15 protein-coding genes and 1 pseudogene are annotated in these 17087 nt (G+C 49.2%); 4 read left to right on the top strand and 12 right to left on the bottom strand.

Going from position 1 to position 17087, the window contains the following annotated elements:
* Positions 1 to 144: 144 nt before the first annotated feature.
* The 10 genes and pseudogenes from W822_RS45550 to W822_RS45515 form a co-directional block, all read right to left on the bottom strand.
* A complete protein-coding gene (locus W822_RS45550; protein WP_155848236.1) occupies positions 145 to 435 on the bottom strand; it encodes a hypothetical protein in 291 nt (96 codons plus the stop codon).
* A 3-nt stretch (positions 436 to 438) separates the two neighbouring features.
* Positions 439 to 507: pseudogene (locus tag W822_RS46840) on the bottom strand (zinc-ribbon domain-containing protein); the annotation flags it as partial.
* 572 nt (positions 508 to 1079) lie between these two features.
* Complete coding sequence (locus tag W822_RS45545) at positions 1080 to 1367, bottom strand: hypothetical protein (protein ID WP_024007515.1); 288 nt, start codon at positions 1365 to 1367, stop codon at positions 1080 to 1082.
* A gap of 725 nt (positions 1368 to 2092) precedes the next feature.
* A complete protein-coding gene (locus W822_RS45540; protein ID WP_024007514.1) occupies positions 2093 to 2329 on the bottom strand; it encodes a DUF2171 domain-containing protein in 237 nt (78 codons plus the stop codon).
* Positions 2330 to 2569: 240 nt separating this feature from the next.
* A complete protein-coding gene (locus tag W822_RS45535) occupies positions 2570 to 4036 on the bottom strand; it encodes a glycosyltransferase family 2 protein (protein ID WP_024007513.1) in 1467 nt (488 codons plus the stop codon).
* Between the two features lie 58 nt (positions 4037 to 4094).
* Entirely contained in the window at positions 4095 to 5216 is a 1122-nt protein-coding gene (locus W822_RS45530; protein WP_024007512.1) for a glycosyltransferase family 2 protein, read from the bottom strand.
* Between the two features lie 57 nt (positions 5217 to 5273).
* Positions 5274 to 6602 (bottom strand): bifunctional PIG-L family deacetylase/class I SAM-dependent methyltransferase, encoded by a 1329-nt coding sequence (locus W822_RS46045; protein WP_024007511.1) that lies wholly within the window; start codon positions 6600 to 6602, stop codon positions 5274 to 5276.
* Positions 6596 to 7783, bottom strand: a complete 1188-nt coding sequence (locus W822_RS45525) for an acyl-CoA dehydrogenase family protein (RefSeq protein ID WP_051401891.1) — start codon at positions 7781 to 7783, stop codon at positions 6596 to 6598. Before W822_RS45525 ends, W822_RS46045 begins: the two co-directional genes overlap by 7 nt.
* Positions 7773 to 8864 carry a glycosyltransferase family 4 protein gene (locus W822_RS45520; protein ID WP_024007509.1) on the bottom strand — a complete coding sequence of 364 codons (1092 nt, stop codon included), beginning with the start codon at positions 8862 to 8864 and terminating at the stop codon, positions 7773 to 7775. Before W822_RS45520 ends, W822_RS45525 begins: the two co-directional genes overlap by 11 nt.
* Positions 8861 to 9796 (bottom strand): glycosyltransferase, encoded by a 936-nt coding sequence (locus tag W822_RS45515; protein ID WP_081724492.1) that lies wholly within the window; start codon positions 9794 to 9796, stop codon positions 8861 to 8863. Before W822_RS45515 ends, W822_RS45520 begins: the two co-directional genes overlap by 4 nt.
* A 499-nt stretch (positions 9797 to 10295) precedes the next feature.
* Here W822_RS45515 and W822_RS46480 point away from each other — a divergent pair, with 499 nt between their 5' ends.
* Entirely contained in the window at positions 10296 to 10559 is a 264-nt protein-coding gene (locus W822_RS46480; protein WP_155848235.1) for a hypothetical protein, read from the top strand.
* Positions 10560 to 11133: 574 nt separating this feature from the next.
* Here W822_RS46480 and W822_RS45500 read toward each other — a convergent pair.
* Both W822_RS45500 and W822_RS45495 read right to left on the bottom strand, forming a co-directional pair.
* Positions 11134 to 11391 (bottom strand): hypothetical protein, encoded by a 258-nt coding sequence (locus W822_RS45500; RefSeq protein WP_024007505.1) that lies wholly within the window; start codon positions 11389 to 11391, stop codon positions 11134 to 11136.
* Positions 11392 to 11587: 196 nt separating this feature from the next.
* A complete protein-coding gene (locus tag W822_RS45495; protein WP_024007504.1) occupies positions 11588 to 12163 on the bottom strand; it encodes a hypothetical protein in 576 nt (191 codons plus the stop codon).
* 408 nt (positions 12164 to 12571) lie between these two features.
* Between W822_RS45495 and W822_RS45490 the strand changes: the two genes are divergently transcribed.
* From W822_RS45490 to W822_RS45485, 3 genes are read left to right on the top strand one after another with little or no spacing between them, the layout of a single operon-like run.
* Entirely contained in the window at positions 12572 to 13096 is a 525-nt protein-coding gene (locus tag W822_RS45490) for a (2Fe-2S)-binding protein (protein ID WP_051401892.1), read from the top strand.
* The gene (locus tag W822_RS0124245; RefSeq protein ID WP_031243843.1) at positions 13093 to 14109 is read left to right on the top strand and encodes an FAD binding domain-containing protein; all 1017 of its coding nucleotides are present in this window, start codon (positions 13093 to 13095) and stop codon (positions 14107 to 14109) included. The genes W822_RS45490 and W822_RS0124245 overlap by 4 nt, the downstream gene beginning before the upstream one ends.
* 14 nt (positions 14110 to 14123) lie before the next feature.
* Positions 14124 to 16400: a xanthine dehydrogenase family protein molybdopterin-binding subunit gene (locus tag W822_RS45485; protein WP_024007501.1), complete on the top strand. Its 2277-nt coding sequence runs from the start codon at positions 14124 to 14126 to the stop codon at positions 16398 to 16400.
* Positions 16401 to 17087 lie beyond the last annotated feature (687 nt).

Below are 17087 nucleotides of genomic sequence, written 5' to 3'. Positions count from 1 at the left end.
GCAGGCGGTGTTTTAGTGTTTGTGACGGCGCTTCTCGGGTTTTCGCTGCTTGGGATTCGATATTTATACGACGAACTGGGCTGAATATGTTTTGGGAATTTAGCGGCGCAATACTTTTTAATGAAGTCAAGTTGCTGGAAAAGGTTACTCCTCCACATTTTTATTTGATTCATGTAAAGACCTTTTTCTAGCTCTCGTGTCTAGAACGAGTACACCCAAAATACCATTACAAATCAACCAAATCATGACTATCATTGACACCCCTATTTCTTCTGAGTTCTCGGTGCCGTGAGGTAATGCCTTAGCCTGTGAGGTTGTGTCGACCGATCCAAATGTACCCATTGCTGCAAGTACCCAGCACACCATCACAATATTAAAGATGATAAATAACCATTTAATAAATTTGCCCGTCTTAGTTCGTTCTGGTGTGTTCATAGCATAGCCGCAAGAGACACAACTTGTGGCGTCGTCTTCTAACTCGGTCGAACACTTCGGACAAATATTCATCTTTTCCTTGAGTTTTATTCAGGCCGTTCGGTCTGCTATGAAAGGCCGACCAGTGCCGTCTCCATGATCTTCGAGCGGATACCCTCCTCAATCTCAGATTATCAGCTAAGCAGAATCTAAATGGAACTGGCAGCTTGAGGCGTTGCAGCCAATAAAGCCATGTTCTGACATTTACCTTACACGTCTAATATTACACTTATCGTAACCAAATGGCTCGTCTGCGCGCAGATTGCAAGTATCGTTTCCACCAGAATGAGACGCTGAAGATGAATTTATGGAGGAAATGATGGATAAAGAACTGGAAGTATTGCACGAGAAGTGCGAGAGTCACGAAAAAGTCAGTCCGAATAGACCCTTTTGTGGATTTAATGAAAGTGGCTAACTTCGACCGACAGAAAATCGTCAGTCGAAGCATAAACACAGTTTTAAAACAATTCGGAATACTGAACATTTATCTTGAGCCGTCAGAGTTTTCTAGTAAGGGGCTTTCTACTGGTGTGACCGCCTAAGCGTTGACAGACCGATCTTGGCAAAATACGCTTTAATTTTGAGCGGCGCATTATGCGATCTTGCTAGTTCTTCATATCACCTTTGCTATCGTTGGATACCCCTTCTTTTGGCTTGCTGTCGTTAGACATGCTCTCTTTAGGTTCGCTTTCATGGGACATCGAACTTCCAGATGTCGAAGATTTATCCATACTGTTGCCGGGCATTTTATTGACAGGAGGAGCCTCGTCAAGTTTGCTGTCGTCAGACATACTTTCCTGGGTATTTTCCTTGTTTGTCACATCTGCCGCTAAAGCGCTACCTGCGCCAAAGATCAAGCACATAGCAACTGCCGAATGAGTAAGGATTTTCATAATGAACTCCTGATTACTAGGTTAATCCATGATGCATATGCAACATGGCGGAAAAAGCCAGCAATAAGTCGTTTTGCTGGGTCTAGATCTAGAACAGGTCTAGCTTTCCTTGGTATAGGCGCATGGTTATCATAACCTCGCACTGCTATATACGTAGAGACTTGGATTTCAGATGCAATATATGCAAAATAAAAAATTACGAGGAAGTGTGATGCGTGAAACTATCCGAGAAATAGATTCGCAAAATAGACCCTAAAGAAAATGGCATTTGAAAATGACATTTTCGTGAAAAATTTACCTTGGGAATCTTTTATTTCACCGCGAAATTTTGAATGCGGCTATTGCGTAGAGTTAAGCCCAATTTAACGCATAAAAATTATGGAGTAAAGCAATTACGCCCTTGGCGACACGTCTCGTAACAGAGTTTATCAAGCTTCGATAAACTCGTTTGAAGCATAAAATACCAATGACAGCGGGTAATCGATTTTGCGATATTGTTGGACTGTAATAATTGCGATTGTCAGAGTGTTGTAAGAACGTAATTGGAGAATGAAAATAGTTGTTCAAATAAATCTTTTCAGATAGTGCAATTCGGTTAAAACATACCAGCCGTTTTGCTGGAAGGTAAGTATTTATCTCTGTTTCGTGAATACATAATGAAATGACCGCGTTAGCGGCCATGGACATGTTAGGCAATGTTTGAGCGCTACTGCTCGTAAACGTGCCTAGATCGCTTTCCAATTCTGTTCAACTTCGGAGATAGATTTGGATAAGACCACCTGATTCTCCTCGATTCTATCTACCCAAGAGATAGGAATCAAATGATGTTGGCCACCAGATTCAGGAGCGTTTTTTGCTAACTTGATCTCATGATCTCCCTCCAGATGATCGACCACGCCCACGATATTTCCATTATTGTCGACTACTTCCGCATGCTCTTTAATTTCTGATTTATCAACCATACTGACCTCCTGAATGTTTGAAACAAAGTATGTAGTTTTACGCCCTCAGCGTAGACCACATTAACGAGGGTACGCCAAACTATCAAAGACGTCAACGAAGGATTCGTTGCCGAACATTGCTGCGATTACTTACCGGAATCATTCGTTGGCAGCAAACTGACGGTCAAACCGTAGCCTCAACAGAAATGCTATGACGATCCAGATCATGCTAACTATCTATGGATCAGGCGTGTCAGATAGTTATCTTCTCTCATCCTTTTGACCGAATCGGAAGTGACTACAATACTGCCGCAAATGGTGACTGAGCACCCATTGAAATGGCAGCATTAGCACAGCCAACAATCCGGCTATGGCTATCCAGAGCATTCCCGCGTACAGAGCTTTTGCCATTACGATTAGGCCGAGCAGAGCAACGACAAGCGTCTTTTTGCTATCTGAAGTAGCTATGCTCGACTCGCATATACTCTTGTTGGTGCGATGAAACGTCTTGGCGACAGGCAGATAACCGGTGAATGTGGCCAGCGAGCTAGCGCCAGCCAGCGACCACGAAGCAATAAATGCATTTACCACGGCTACGAGTGTTGGGCCTATACCTGAGAGCCAGATAAAGATAAAACGTGCCAAAAAATCCAAAATGATGGTCGCTGCTGCAACCGTGGCACCCCATCGTGCAAACTCGGGGAGTGGACGAGAACCCATCTGAAACGGAACCAACAGCAGGAATATCATCGGTACCAATAAATAGGCAAACCATGCGGAGAGCTGGCAGAGTATTGCGAGCATATAAGTCTTCTTCACGGTCATAATCTGCATGAAATATCGCGTAAGAACCTGGAAATTGCCGTGGATCCAGCGCTCGCGTTGTTTTTCCAGATCAGCAAAGGTAAAAGGCAATAGACCTGCGCCAGCGGGCTGGCCGATATAGCGTCCGCGAAAACCCCGCATATGCAATTGCAAACCTATCTCCGCATCCTCGGTGAGTGTAGTAGTGTTCCAGCCGCCAAGACAATTTAATGCTTCCACGGAAATGACGGAGAGTGTTCCGGTCAGCAACATGGTATTGGCCGCATCTGCCGCCTTACTCACAGTAGAAAAATAGAGACCAAGCTCGTTTTTCAGTCCGCCTGCGCCCTTACCGCGATACGACTGAGGGAATTGAAGATAATCATACCGAGCCTGTGACAGCTGGCTGACCGCTCGACTCAGAAAATCTGTGTGCACGGTATAGTCCGCATCGACGATGACAACGTGCGTCGCCTGACGATCGCACAGACCTCTCGCAATATTCAAAGCACCCGCCTTCGCATTTTTTACATTCATACAGTGATAAAACCGTAGCCGAGGTCCCTTATCGAGGCAGAAGTCGCGGACGGGCATCCATAAATCGTTATCGCTGGTATTGTTATCGATCACGAGCAATTCGAAATGGCTGTAATCCGATGCCAGAATAGAGTTAATGGTTTTGATCACAATATCAGAGGGCTCATTATGCGTAGGCAGGTGCACCGAAAAGTAAATATCGCTACCCTGTCGCGTCATTTCGTCTGACTGCACACCATCTGCATCATCGTGTGGAATGGCCGATCTTTTCCTGCGCTTTTTCCAGTTAACAAGCAGGACCGACCATCTAAGCCCCCAGCTTGCCAGAAATATCCCCGCATTGGCGTATACGGCCAAAACACTTAACGCCACGATCCATTTAGTCATTTTAAATCCTGATTTGCTGCGTAGCAGATATCTGCTGCACACAAGAAAACGCTGTCAATCAAGTCATATCGACTTGTTCTAGCATTGTTTGAATTGTCTGCAGTTGCGTGGGCAACTGGCTATAAAGCAGTCGCTCTGCCTGCAGGCCCGGGGCTAATTGTTCTAGCAGATGCAGGAACCTGCCGAGCTGATGTGCACCATCCAGCGCCCCGTAATGCACCGGAGCGATAGCCAGGAATTCATATAGGTCGTGACGGCTCGTACTCGAGCGACATATTCGTCTGGCCCAGGCGCGAGTCTTGGCTCGCAATAGCACTAAATGCGCAGGCTCAAGGGACTCGTCTATCAGATAATCCCCGTTACCGGCCCGGATCCGCAACGCCTCGGCCATGCCTCCTCCTGCCCGCCCGATCATGCGGCAGGACGTTACGACTCTCGCCTCGGCACAATAACAAATGCGATAATTATGCAGCGCTATGCATTTCGCCAGCGCCCGATCCTCAGCCAGAGGCACTGCTGGGACCCCGCCAATTGCGTCGTGCACCTGGCGCGTTATAGCGAGACTTGCCCCAGAAACCTGATTGTGATGGGGCCATTGATTGTCTGGATCTGTATCCACCTTATGGATCAGCTCCATGCAGGCCTGACGATATTGTCCTTCCAGCGCATTCTTGCTGTGAATCGCGCAAATAGCCTCGTATTGCGGGTCAGTCGAATCCAGCAGAATGTCACCACACACTAGGTGGTATCCTTCGGCAATGCGAGCCAGATTAGCTGCGACCCAGTCCGGCTCCGGTCGAGAGTCTGCATCGGTACTCATGATCACTCCACCCGACCGGAGTGACAGTGCCGCCTGTTCCATCGCCATTTTTCGTATCAAACCAGCCTGGGCATATTCATTTGCAACGATAATATTGATAATCTCCAGAGGGCAATTGGTTTTGCGTGCCCAAGTCGTGGCCTTCAATTGACTGTCGTCGCGCGTATTATTGATCACAAGCAGAATTTTTCCGTTTGCAAGGGACCGTTGCATACTCTGCCAGCAAGCCTGCAGGCACGCTTCCACAGTTTCCTGCTCGTCCTTTGCCGGGATTGCGATCACATACGAAAACCCGCCCATTGCCAGCGAGGATTGACTACACCAATGATCTATCAGTTTTACACAATCGTTTGTCCACATTTTCTATTTTCTTCACGCTACTGTAATGTTCAGTTTGGATACTGGCTCCGCATTCTTTCAACTTACACTGGCACCCCTCTTTTTCAGTACCATCACTACAAAGCCGTCAAATGCTTCGCGTGAAATACGGGAAACTTCAGCAAAGCGCTGGATAGCCTCAAAAAACACCTCTTCGGCCTGCTCTCCTTGCAATGCCTGACAGGTATCTCCGGAAAAATTGACCAGGACGCAATCGCCATTTTCTTCCCAGCTTTGAGCCACACGTCGGGCCAGTTCTTCTATTTGCCAAGCCTGCAAAAAATACAGAATTTCTGATAGGACAATCAGATCCGCAGACACATCGGGCCATTCGTCGGGCAAGCAGGCCTGGATGAATCGGACCTGATTAGCTTGCGTGCTACGAGCCCGCGCCAGTGCAATTGCCACTCCGGAGATATCCAGCCCGATAACCTGACCACAGCGCGATGACAGCTTTTCGGTGAGCACGCCTATAGAACAACCGGCTTCAATAGCGCAGCGATACCGCTTCTGTGGCAATGCGGCCAGCGTCGCGGCGTACTTGTTCTGCTCATATTCAGAAGTGAGAAATCGCCAGGGATCGGGATCATTCAGGTACAACGCGTCGAACTCCTGTGCCCGCGTCGGGGGGCCGCTTTGGATGAATAGTTCGGGAGTTTGCAGAAAGTGCGCTTTTGTGTGCGGATCCATGACGAAACCTTCGGGGTCATCATCAATCAGCGATGTCGTTTGGGACCGGTAACAGGCAATCGCCCGGGCTTTTCGGTCGATGCCGCTATGCGCCGAAAATTGATACAGCGTCCCACTAAGCAGCGGAAGCTCAGGTAGGAATCGGCCCCAAATCGGATACTTGTAGAGCGCCATAGCGGGCTGACGAGCCTGCAGCCATTCACCAAGCTGTGCAACCCGTTGATGATCGCAATGCGGGTCGTGCTCCCAGCACGTCCAGATGGCTGTGACTTCGTGGGCCACCGCGAGGGCCTCCAGTTGCGCTACGCACGCCTGTTGCGCCTGCACTGTAGAAGGAGAGCCCTGGTCATCGTAATCCAGAAACACCGGTGTAACAGCCACCCCACCCAGCACGTCCAGTGCGTCGAGACATTCTTGCTTACGCAATGCTGCTAGCACAGGCTTTGGATAACGCTTGGAACGGGGATGGGAAAGGTTGCCATTGGTCGCTACCACTACGATCACCTTGCGTCCCTGCTCACAGACCGCTGAGATCGCTTGAGCACAGCCCAGCGTCTCGTCATCCGGGTGCGGCGATAGTATCAGAACATTCCCGGTCCCTGACAGTGCATCAAGGCTGATGGCAGGTGCATGGGCGGCACGGGCCAGCAGCGGACCCTGATTCAGAGGCGTTACCATAAACGCGTCCTTTCTTCGGACTGAGCAAGATATAGGCGGCCTGCGTTAAGTAGTTTGCCGTCCGGACCGGCCTGTCGCAAATACAGGGACAGATCTCGGAAGATTCTTTCCAGATCCGACTGCGGTAAATGCGCTTCCACACCCAGAGACTTTTTTGCATCATCCATCACGACCACGGCCATTTCTTCGGTCATTTCCCGCGCCAGCAGCGCCATTTCGACAGCATTGCGTCTGTCGTCCTCCAAACCGAAATTTCCGGTACTCGGTTTTGTCGCTACGAAGGTTTCGACTTGCAAACACGCATCGCGCAACATTGCGTACACGGCTATCAAACGCGCGCGGGCGCGGGCTAGGCGGCTGAGCTGTATTGGATCTTCTGCGCGACCTCTCTGCTCCAGCCTGGCACGCCACAGCCGCACTATTTGTTCGACTGCCCCATGTTGCGCTGCACAGTACCGCCAAATCCCCCCCTCAAAATAGGGTTCTTTTATATAATCGCCAGGCTTGCCAATCAATACCGAAGCGTCAATCTGCACTCCTTCAAAATCATAAACGCCTGACCAGGTGGCCTTCATGCCCGATGCTCGCCAGGCTGCCTTATCCTGTCTTTTCGGTTCACTAACATTGACTAAGGCCAGGGCGACACCGTCGGGGCCCTTATTGAAGGTCACTATCGCCTGGTCCAATAGCCCCAGACCAGAAGCAAATGCTTTTTGCCCGTGCAGCATATAACGCCGGGGGCCTGTTGGCGTGTCTGAAATGAGCGATCCACTCAAAGGAGTTGCACCGTCGGCACCCCATACCCCCCATAGCTGGCCTTCGGCCAGGCGGGCCAGCAACTGCGTCTTCTGCGCATCGCTGGCATAAAGCACCACAAGCTTTACGGCGTTCATATGTCCTTCATAAAGCCTCGCTACCGACAGGGATGCCCGTCCCAGCGCGCGTAATACTGCAAATGCCGTCAGAACACTGTGGCGGTCAGAATTACAGCCCAATCCCTGACCGCCGTACGTTGGAGGGGCGCACGCCAATAACAGACCAGCTTTGCGAAGCAGGTCCATTTCCACGTCCAGACTCATGCGCTGCGTATCCACCTCCGTTGCTCGATCGTACAAGGCCTGCTCGAGCTCTGGTAGGGCAGCAAGTAGAGGGTCATCGAAATTCAATGTCTCATAGGTCATAGGAACTGCTCTCAGTTTTATGCCAGCACACGTTATGACGAATCTCATCTGCGTTCAGCAAACGCATCCAGTCGCTCTTCACTACATTCGCGGCGAACGCCGCATTGAGTGCGACGCATGGACGCTGACCAGCGCGCCAGCGCGCGATCGAAGCGTGCACCTGCGCTACATCATTGACATCCAGCGCCTGCCCCTGTGCATCACCCACGACTTCGTTCACCGATCCCAGGCCGCGCTGGGCGATAACGGGTGTGCCAACACTGTGCGCCTCGGCAAACACTAGCCCAAAAGTCTCAGCAAACTCCGATTGCGCGTTGAATAAGCATAGGCTGCGGCGCATATGGGCGTGGACTTCGGCAGGTCTAAGTTTGCCCATATAATGCACACCAGCACACGCTGGTAGCGTTCGTTCAAGATATCCGGGCGTGCAGACGATTAGCGACAACTGGGGGATACTTTCCTTCAAAAGTGAGAAATTTTTCAGAACCTGATGTAAACCCTTATGCGGCGAGCTGGCAAACAGCAACTGGTTAGTATCCACTGCCGGCGCTACCGGTTCTTTTGTTCCATCCGAAACGGTTATAACGGGGTTGTAGACCACGCCGATTCTACGAGCGATGCGTGAAGCTTCGACAAGGCCCAGCATCTCCAGGGTATGACGCCTATGATAGTGGGAAACACACAACATGCTGGCATCAGCGTTCTCTAGCAATTGGCCAGTGTGCCGGTGCGCCTTGCCGATGAAATTGTGTCGCCATAGGATCAGACGGGTATCAGTTTGAGCGTGCTTACGCCAGAGCGCCAAAAGCTTGACCGAGTTAATAATAATAACAACGTCAAATCTTCGCTCTGCGGCCATACGACGCCATTGCCCCCCCGGTTCATATCGAGTCCCGTTGGCACTAATCACAGTCTCGGTGCGGCAATGCTGCAGTACGGCCATATCATGATGGGAAGCCAGCATTTCTGCGATACGCGACGCAGTCAGCTCGGTTCCACCCATTGCTTCATGCTCCCATGTCTGCCCATCGTAAGGGCGCGGGCAGAAACTGTCCACAATGGCGATTTTCAGCCTTCTCATGCTGTTTTTGCCGAATGCAATTGCTGTTGCAGCCGGTCCCGTGTTGACGGCGTCATCATGGCTTCTGAAACAGCCAGCATCTCCGGATTGGAAATAAAGTCAATTTCAATATCAGACAGATCAATAGGCTGCGCGGCAATCTCTGCGCCTCGCTGCCATTGTGCGATATCATTCCAAATCGCTGCCCGATCCTGCAGACGACGCTCACTGTAATAATTTGAAGACTGCGCAACTGTTAGTGAGTCGTCATATTCGAATTTGCTCAACAATACTTGCGGAATAAGATGTATCACTTCGCCCGTCATCATCAGCCTGTTGCGCAATTCCCTATCCTCTTCAAGACAGTCGCGATATCCGCCGTGACGGACAAAAATCTGGGCATCAAACAAACCGGCATTGATCAGAATCCAGTCTCCCGATTGCCCTGATCCGCCCTGCATATTTGGAAAGAAATCATCCACCATGCTCAACGCGTGTTGCACAACTAGGCGTGTCCCGTCACGCCGGACCAGCTCATGTTCGGTCAGCACCAGTGATATCGAAATGGTGCGGTGCAGTTCGCACCCAAAGGTCGCCCAATTAAGGCTGCGGTCAGTGACAACAGAGGTACTAAATAGCGTGCGGGCCTGCATTAGCAACTTGTCTGGCATCGGTAGATCGTCGGAATCGTGAAAGGTAATGGCATCTGCCTTGGAAAGTGCAATACCTGTATTCTTGGCTTGTGCAGTTCGCATATTTCGAGCAAGACGGATATAGACTACATCAGGATGCCTAAAAAAGGGTGTCAATACTTGACGAGTGTCATCGGTCGAGCCATCATCAATTATGGTTATCTGTTTGTTTGGATAACTTTGACGCAATGCGGCGTTGACTGCATTTACTATCAATCCGGCACGATTGAATGTTGGAATAATTATGTTAATTCGTTGCATGCGGTAACCTTGGTGGAGATAGATTTTTCTCAGCTGAGACTGCTATCCCAAGTAGAATTCTTAGGATATAATCTACAGGAGCCCCTTTTAATATACGCTACTTGTCAATAGGAACAATAACAAAAGAGTAACGAATTTAGAACAAGTTACGCCTGTCGATTTTAGTAGTTTTAGAAGTGAAAAGCAGGGGCTTTTTTTGAGCTCTCAAAAGTTTTGCCGGAACTTTTTATTAGTCATTAGAGTTCAGCATCCTAAGGTTATGAATTAACTCTTTGACCTGAAGCATATACCCGCTCGCCCTTACATGATCACCGGCTTTTCTTGCTGATTTATATTTAAACAATGTTCTGTTCAAAATACGAATATGCGCGTCCTTATACTTTTCTTCCATGCGTAGCTGCCCAGAGTTGTATATATTTATATGTAACATGTGAGCAATACGATTTCAACTAACGACGCTCTTGAGGGCGAGAGCGCCGAAATCAATATGTAGATTCTATTGAAAAAAACAAAAAAGAAGATTGATTATAGTAAAGGCTGTTTTACTGTAATTGACGCGCATGGAATAAAAATAGGAGAAATCAACAATAGTGACTACGTTTTTGACGCCGAAATGAACACGATTTACCGTTTAGATGGTGAAAATGTTTACGAACCGGGAGTGCCCAAGCCATATCGTTTGCTAGCTAAAATTGATACGGCTGGAATAGCAAAACTACCAGGATCTCTTGGTCCTTTATTCATAATAAAATCTCAAAAATAATTACCAAGCATGTAAGTGTGATTGGTAGATCCTGTTCTTAAGCAGGGGGGAGGTTTGAAAACCAATATGCGGCAGCTAAAACTTTCGCAAATCAACCGTATACGGGTCTAAATGACTCGAAACGGCGGTTCGGCGAGGGTAATTACCAGTATTGACACCTCTGATACAATCTTGGAGTACAGTACAAAAGTCAATCCTATCTCTTGGGCTGTGCCGCCCCAACGGAGCCGTGATTTGTTCCTATGGGGCGTTTTCGTTTTTAGTGTTTAAGTGCTGCCAAAAGCGCGACCCCAACTTCTCCGAATTGCAGAAAATGAAGTACTGATTCTTTGGGTCCCGAGGTGCTTTCGATGTGTGATTTGCGATGGTAGACCCAATCGGCAAACCCCTCGATTAACCAAAGCGGCAAGATAAAGTAGATAAGGATTAAAACTAGCGGATCATTCAACACCATAGTTATCTCGGCGTATGAGTTCCTACTGACAGACGGTCAAAACGGCATGGGCGCCGATTAAGGGGTCTCGCGCGCGCAGTCCGCCTATGGGACCACAGCTACAAAGCCATTATTGCCGGGCTATTTCTTATAAATATGGCGGCCAATACATATTCCAACCAGGCCAGCAACAAGCAAAGCACAGCCGGGGCTTCGGCGGGTAGAGTCTTCGATGGACCCAAAAATTGAGTTCACGGCGTACGATGCATCCCCCGCGGCCTGCGATGCTATTCGTTTAATTTCCCTCCTGGGATCGTCAAGTAAACTTTCAGCCGCCGCCTGGGTGTTTTCAGCAGCTTTTGCAGATTTATCTTGGATAGTGTCGTCATTTATCACCATATCACCTCATAAAGAGACAAGGCTGTATACCGAAATGGCCAGCCTATATCAACATCTTAAACATAGTCCGGGATTTCTCGCGGCGCTATTAACGAACATTTACCCTCTTTTACTTCTGTATCGATATGGTCGAAGGTAGAAGAACCGCCTCGTTTATAGAGTAGCGGATATGATCATGGCGCCATTTTTCGTCTGCCTACCCGACATCGGTGTCCCGCTTGCCTTCTCTGACAGCTGACTTAAGGTCGTCGTCAGACAGTATGGAGTCGTCTGGGTCACCTGCTTTACTTTGTAGCGCAGACTGAAACCTCAACTTTTGCATATACGGCGTCGGCTTCTTTTTGCGATAGTCTAAGAACTCCTTACCATAGTAGGCCCGCGCTTCTGCGACATTTTTTTCTCCCGTAACGATATCGTGCATTAAATTGAGAGCCAGAAAATTTGCTTCTTCGTCATGACAGCGAGCAGAAACTTCGCCGGCGGTCCTTTCAACGATTACACTGCCGTCAAATTTGGCAAGTTCGTCGAATTTATCAACAGGAACTTGATAATCGATAACCGACTCAATGCAGTCTATATGAGGAGCTGGAAAATTGTGCTGATAGAACGTTTTGGATGCTACGATCCGCTTCCATGGTCCGGGATTAAGCCAGACAAGTGTCGTTGGGGTAGTCTCTTGTGGATCGCCATACTTATCAAGGACCAGTTGCGTTGCCTCTCTGGATTCTTCCGGCCAATCCTGGATAATTTGACTGCCGTTTCTTTCGTGCATATTGGTCTCCATTCAACTAAACAGTGCAGCAAAGAGAGTATGAAATATGGGAAAAAAGTAGCACTTCCTTTTGTTAAAAGAGAGCAGACACATGCGTGCCCTTTCAAAAAATCATACGCTTTTTTGTGGACTGCTTGCTTTCGTATTAGAATCTAAATGTTAATGCCTCTGCCACGCATACGCTTACCCCGCTTGTGGATAGCGGCATTTGACCAAAAACAGAGATGTAGCAATAGCGAGCAGTCTGTTACTAGAGGTGTCGTCCAAACATAAATTCTTTACGTCGTCCCGGTTTATGCGCTAAATTGATTTCAGCCATGAGGGTTTCCACGTCATTTTGATCCCGGAGAATCTAAGCGCAGTCTATTGTTAGAGAAGATCCTCGAGGCTCTTTTAAAGGACATGCTCATGAATAAGCGACGCGATACGAAATCGAGTGCAGGAAAGTCCGATCTTCACACAAAGTCCATTGTTTTGCACGTCAACGGATTAGGTCATCATATTGACATTGCACCATGGATCACCCTGCTCGACGCCTTGCGCGATCGGCTCGACCTGACCGGCACGAAGAAAGGCTGTGATCATGGACAGTGCGGCGCCTGTACTGTCCTGGTTGACGGCGTACGAGTCAATTCCTGTCTCACGCTTGCTGTCATGAAAGACGGCGCTGACATCACCACAGTGGAAGGTCTGGAGACTGACGGAAGACTTCATGCTTTGCAAGAGGCTTTCGTAAAATACGATGCTTTTCAATGCGGTTATTGCACGTCGGGCCAAATTCTGTCAGCGATTGGCCTCGTAAAAGAGGGGCACGCAAAGACTCATGACGAAATTCGTGAGTTGATGAGTGGCAATCTGTGCCGCTGTGGAGCCTATCCCAACATCGTTACGGCAGTCGAAGAGGTATTACAAGCCAAAGAAGGCCCAATATGACTCCTTTCACTTACACCCGAGCACGCGATATAGAAGAAGCTGTTCGCGCAGCTTCAAAGGACAGTAGATCTAAATATATAGCTGGCGGAACAAATTTGCTTGATCTTATGAAGGAGAACGTTGAACGACCAACGCATCTTATAGACATTACCCATCTCCCGCTTAAAGCGATAGTGAAAGCCGAAGATGGCGGCCTGCTACTCGGCGCGCTAACGACTAATAGCCAAATTGCCTACGATGAGCGAGTATTGCAGCATTACCCCCTGCTTGCTAGCGCGATCCGCGCCGGAGCTTCGCCGCAACTCAGGAACGCCGCCACGACAGGTGGAAATTTGCTGCAACGCACTCGCTGCTACTATTTCTATGACACTGCCATGCCCTGTAATAAACGCAGGCCCGGCTCAGGCTGTGGCGCCATTGGCGGCACAAACCGGATCCATGCGATCCTTGGCACAAGTGATCACTGTATCGCCACGAATCCTTCCGACATGTGTGTCGCGCTGGCCGCGCTCGGAGCAATTGTGCATGTTATCGGCCCCGACGGCAAACGCAAGATCGCTTTTGCTGATTTTCATCGTCTTCCCGGCGAACATCCTGAAGTAGATACCACCTTGAAGTCTGGGGAATTGGTTACATCGGTGGAATTACCTGCAGGCAGCTTTTCGACAAACTACAGTTATCTCAAGCTGCGTGATCGCCTGTCCTATGCTTTCGCGTTGGTTTCGGTTGCCGCCGCTCTGCGGATCGAGGAAGACGCAATCACGACGGCTCGCCTGGCTCTAGGAGGCGTGGCCCATAAGCCTTGGCGCGACACGGCAGCAGAGGAATGCCTGAAAGGAAAGCGACCCTGTCATCAGGCCTTTGGCGAGGCTGCTGATCTGATATTGAACGGCGCTGACGGCCACGGAGACAATGACTTCAAAGTTTTCTTGGCACGCAGTGCGATTATACGGGCTCTGGAGCAGGCCGCCGCAGGAACGCCGCAGTCACAGATCGACAAGAAGATTGCGTGAGGAGCATACATCAAATGAATAAACTAACCGAAGTATCCGCTTCCGCAGCAGTTGGCGCTGTTGGAGAACGTTATGTAGGACATAGCGTAGACCGCGTGGACGGGCGCGCCAAGGTGACGGGCGAAGCCAAATATTCATCCGATTTCACCGCTGCTGACCTGGCGCACGGGGTTGTTCTTAATAGCAGCATTGCCAGAGGTCTTATCCAACGCATCGACACAACCAAGGCACTCACTTTACCTGGCGTTATTGCCGTCTTTACACACGAAAACCGGCCCGACCTCGCCTGGTACAATCACAGTCATAAGAACAAGGACACGCCTACTGCCCATTTTCGCCCGCTGGCGGACCGGGAAATACATTATAGCGGTCAACCGATTGCTCTCATTGTTGCGGAAGACGCAGAAACGGCTCGCTATGCATCGTCTTTGATCGAAGTGCAGTACGCGGCCGATTCACATCAAACCAGTTTATTGGCTGCACGCGATAATTCCAATTTATCATCGGAAACGAAAGCAATCGCGAAGAAGACGCCGGATTCGCGCGGTAACGCGGCAGAAGCTTATTTTTCAGCGCCAATCAAAAATCGCACAGAGTACCATTTCTCAATTGAACACCACAACCCTATGGCGCCCCACGCCTCTACCGTAATATGGCGCGAGAAATGTGGCATTACGGTGCATGACAAGACACAAGGTCCAAAACAGACACATGACTTTGTGTGTGAAGCGTTCGAGTTTCCCAAGAGCGATGTTCAGGTCATTTCACCCTATGTGGGCGGCGCGTTCGGGCTGGCTATTCGACCGCAATACCAACTTTTCTTGGCAGTGATGGCGGCTCGCGAACTTAAACGTTCCGTTCGCGTCGTGCTGTCCCGCGAACAGATGTTTACAATTGGCTACAGGCCTGAGGCGTTACAAACAATCTCGCTGGCCGCCGAACGCAATGGAACACTGACTTCCATTATGCACGACTCTATAGGAAACACTTCGCAACTCGAAGATTTTGAGGAGTCAGTTGTCAAATGGAGCGGCTTGCTCTATCACTGCCCAAATGTAGAGCTAAGCTATCGTCTCGCAAGGCTAGATCTTTACACTCCTACCGACATGCGCGCCCCCGGTGCCGCCACCGGTGTAAACGCCTTCGAACAGGCAATCGACGAGATGGCTTACCTTGTTCGCATGGATCCACTGGAATTCCGGCTAAAAAACTACGCTGAGCGAGACGCAATCGAGAACAGGGACTTTACCAGCAAAGAACTCAAAGCCTGCTACGCACAAGGCGCTGAACACTTCGGCTGGAATAAGCGTACTGGCGAACCGCGTTCGATGCGAGACGGACGCGAACTAGTCGGCTGGGGCATGGCTACCGGTATCTGGGAAGCATTTCAGCAGAAAGCAAGCGCGCGCGCTACGTTTTCCAACGACGGCATTCTGGAAATAGCCAGTGCCGCTGCAGATATCGGAACCGGAACCTATACAATTCTCACGCAAATTGCCGCCGACACACTTGGCCTTCCCATGTCTCGCATCACGACGAAACTCGGTGACTCTTCCTTGCCGCCAGCACCCATAGAGGGCGGATCATCAGGTGCAGCTTCATTCGGTTCTGCCGTCATGATGGCCTGCGAAGCACTAAGAAAAGAGATCGCGAACCAAGCGATAAAATTGAAGTCTTCACCTTTCGGGCGGGCGAGCGTTGACGACCTGGCTTTCTCTGACGAGGCCATCGTCCTAAAATCTGATCACAGTCTGCGCCTGTCTCTCGTAGATGTACTTCGGTGCTGCGGCAAGCAGAAAATGGAAGCTGAAGCCAGTGCAGAACCCAATAAAGCGAGCGACAAGCAATACTCCAGTTACGCCCATTCAGCCGTATTTGTTGAGGTCAAAGTGGACGAGGAACTGGGCCAGGTACGCGTTACCCGCGTTGTCAACGCGGTAGCTGCAGGAAAGATTCTGAACCCCAAGACAGCGAAAAATCAGATTTCGGGAGGCGTAGTTTGGGGCATTAGCAAGGCCCTATGCGAAGAAGGGATGTTGGACAATAGTGCCGGTCGATTCATGAACCATAACTTTGCCGAATATCATATTCCGTCAAACGCCGATATTTACGATATAGACGTTATTTTCGTCGAAGAAATTGACCGAAAGGTCAACGTGTTGGGAGTAAAGGGTGTGGGAGAAATCGGCATTGTCGGTACCTCCGCAGCTGTAGCCAACGCCATATTTCATGCCACTGGCAATCGTATCTACGAGCTTCCCATAACGATTGACAAAGTGCTGAGGAAGTAAATTCGATGGTTTCCATCATGTGAGGGGTACGAAAATCTTGCTCCGATGGATGTGTATAATTTATGCACTACGTTAAATTGATAAAATCCATCAATGCAAATAATCGGATATTTTCTTCGTGACACGGGTCGATACTGAAAGCTAATGGACAGTACTAGCTTGTCGAATTCTAGTTGCGTGCACGCTCGAGATGCTGATACTTAACTCTTCTGGTCAGATTCTTGTCACCCGCTATTTATACCAGTATCGCTGAGACGATTTACTACTATGCAGAAAATGGAGTTCTACTAATAGTAGTTTAACTATTGTGGAATCAAAATCTTTTAAAAGTACAATTAGACCTGTCCCTCACACAGATGTTACTGTTTCCTATGTTGTGAACCAACGCGAAAAAGGAGAAAGCAATGCCATTTCGTAGACGAAACCGCAGTGTAGATTTTTCTAAGAAAGAAGGCCCAGAGTTCGACTATTGGTTAAAGTCGAATATTTCCGGCGGATTTAAAGATTGGTATCGTACTGAGGAAATTGATAGAGAGAAATGGTTGCAAAAGCTAAGCTGTACTAGCTCAGACATGATCTGACAGTTACCCGCTTGTAATGCAGTGTCTGTCAGATTAGATTTGGTTCACATTCTTCGATTCCCAAACCGCCTTACCCTCAAGCAAGGTCTGCATTGGCGTTCTGCCG

The organism is Advenella kashmirensis W13003, assembly GCF_000506985.1.
GTDB lineage: Bacteria > Pseudomonadota > Gammaproteobacteria > Burkholderiales > Burkholderiaceae_B > Advenella > Advenella kashmirensis_A.
The sequence above is the reverse complement of the archived record's forward strand: the minus strand, read 5'-3'. Positions and strand labels throughout refer to the sequence as shown.

Bases quoted from the DNA above. Each gene is read 5' to 3' on its own strand.
- W822_RS45550 (WP_155848236.1), bottom strand. From the start codon at position 435: ATGAACACACCAGAACGAACTAAGACGGGCAAATTTATTAAATGGTTA.
- W822_RS45545 (WP_024007515.1), bottom strand. From the start codon at position 1,367: ATGAAAATCCTTACTCATTCGGCAGTTGCTATGTGCTTGATCTTTGGC.
- W822_RS45540 (WP_024007514.1), bottom strand. From the start codon at position 2,329: ATGGTTGATAAATCAGAAATTAAAGAGCATGCGGAAGTAGTCGACAAT.
- W822_RS45535 (WP_024007513.1), bottom strand. From the start codon at position 4,036: ATGACTAAATGGATCGTGGCGTTAAGTGTTTTGGCCGTATACGCCAAT.
- W822_RS45530 (WP_024007512.1), bottom strand. From the start codon at position 5,216: ATGTGGACAAACGATTGTGTAAAACTGATAGATCATTGGTGTAGTCAA.
- W822_RS46045 (WP_024007511.1), bottom strand. From the start codon at position 6,602: ATGGTAACGCCTCTGAATCAGGGTCCGCTGCTGGCCCGTGCCGCCCAT.
- W822_RS45525 (WP_051401891.1), bottom strand. From the start codon at position 7,783: ATGACCTATGAGACATTGAATTTCGATGACCCTCTACTTGCTGCCCTA.
- W822_RS45520 (WP_024007509.1), bottom strand. From the start codon at position 8,864: ATGAGAAGGCTGAAAATCGCCATTGTGGACAGTTTCTGCCCGCGCCCT.
- W822_RS45515 (WP_081724492.1), bottom strand. From the start codon at position 9,796: ATGCAACGAATTAACATAATTATTCCAACATTCAATCGTGCCGGATTG.
- W822_RS45500 (WP_024007505.1), bottom strand. From the start codon at position 11,391: ATGGTGATAAATGACGACACTATCCAAGATAAATCTGCAAAAGCTGCT.
- W822_RS45495 (WP_024007504.1), bottom strand. From the start codon at position 12,163: ATGCACGAAAGAAACGGCAGTCAAATTATCCAGGATTGGCCGGAAGAA.
- W822_RS45490 (WP_051401892.1), top strand. From the start codon at position 12,572: ATGAATAAGCGACGCGATACGAAATCGAGTGCAGGAAAGTCCGATCTT.
- W822_RS0124245 (WP_031243843.1), top strand. From the start codon at position 13,093: ATGACTCCTTTCACTTACACCCGAGCACGCGATATAGAAGAAGCTGTT.
- W822_RS45485 (WP_024007501.1), top strand. From the start codon at position 14,124: ATGAATAAACTAACCGAAGTATCCGCTTCCGCAGCAGTTGGCGCTGTT.